Source organism: Rhizobium sp. BK316, assembly GCF_014193695.1.
Lineage (GTDB): Bacteria > Pseudomonadota > Alphaproteobacteria > Rhizobiales > Rhizobiaceae > Rhizobium.
Map to the genome: position 1 here is coordinate 1 of NZ_JACHZR010000017.1, position 1,031 is coordinate 1,031.

Annotated in this window: 2 tRNA genes; both read left to right on the forward strand. The window is 52.9% G+C overall.

Annotated elements, in window-relative coordinates:
- Nucleotides 1-184: 184 nt before the first annotated feature.
- Nucleotides 185-261 (forward strand) — tRNA-Ile (locus FHT87_RS30995).
- A gap of 71 nt (nt 262-332) precedes the next feature.
- A tRNA-Ala gene (locus FHT87_RS31000) sits at nt 333-408 on the forward strand.
- Nucleotides 409-1,031 lie beyond the last annotated feature (623 nt).

Sequence of the window (1,031 nt, forward strand, 5' to 3'; positions counted from 1 at the left end):
GCACCAGTCAGGTGACCATCGAAACGCAATACGCCGCGTAGACTACGGTCACGACGGTATGGCGAGCTTTCGCCGTCCACGTTTCTCTTTCTTCACAAGGATATCGAACCATAGCTAGACTGCGCTTCGCGCTGTTTCTTGGCTTTTGGTGCTGCGCCTTTTGGTGCAGGACCTTTTAAGAGATGGGCCCGTAGCTCAGTTGGTTAGAGCACACGCTTGATAAGCGTGGGGTCGGAAGTTCAAGTCTTCCCGGGCCCACCATTTGCTTTTGCGGATGGTTTGCTTGCGGTTTACTGATCCCTGACGGCTTGGCTGTCGGGTGTGCGATGGTTGGGGCTGTAGCTCAGCTGGGAGAGCACCTGCTTTGCAAGCAGGGGGTCAGCGGTTCGATCCCGCTCAGCTCCACCAATTCGCTTTGGTGTCGAGACTGACGGATATCCTTTGAAGAAAATACAAGTTTGCATCGGCTTTGAGCCGGATGCCTGTTCTGCATATATCGTGAAGAGAAGATTGATCTGGAGGCTTCCAGGTGTTTTGGACTTATGTCCGGAACGTCCGAGCCCAGTTCTTGTGAAACCATGGATGGCCTAGCCGGCTGGATATGGTGGAGGGACTGGAGGTAGGAAGGAAGCTTGTCGCTCTGGATCGTTTGTTGTTCGATGTCTTTGGCATCGTCTGACGGACGATCGGATTACCGTTGCCTGACCGCGCGGTATCGGATCATATCTCGAGAAGCTGGTCTTAAGACCTGACACAAGTGAGCTGCTCGGCGTAGCTCCAATAAAGTGATCAGGTCGAACACGTCGATGGCATCATGAATGGTCGGTTGTAAAAGGTAACCGTGCCTCTGGTTCGGCAAACTCAGGTTTGTCCGGATAGTCGATTTGGAACCCCTTCGAGCGCGAGCGAGAAGGATAGGAATTCCAAATCCAGTAAATGATGAGCATTGGCAATGAGAACGATTAAGTGTCGTAAGGGCATTTGGTGGATGCCTTGGCATGCACAGGCGATGAAGGACGTGATACGCTGCG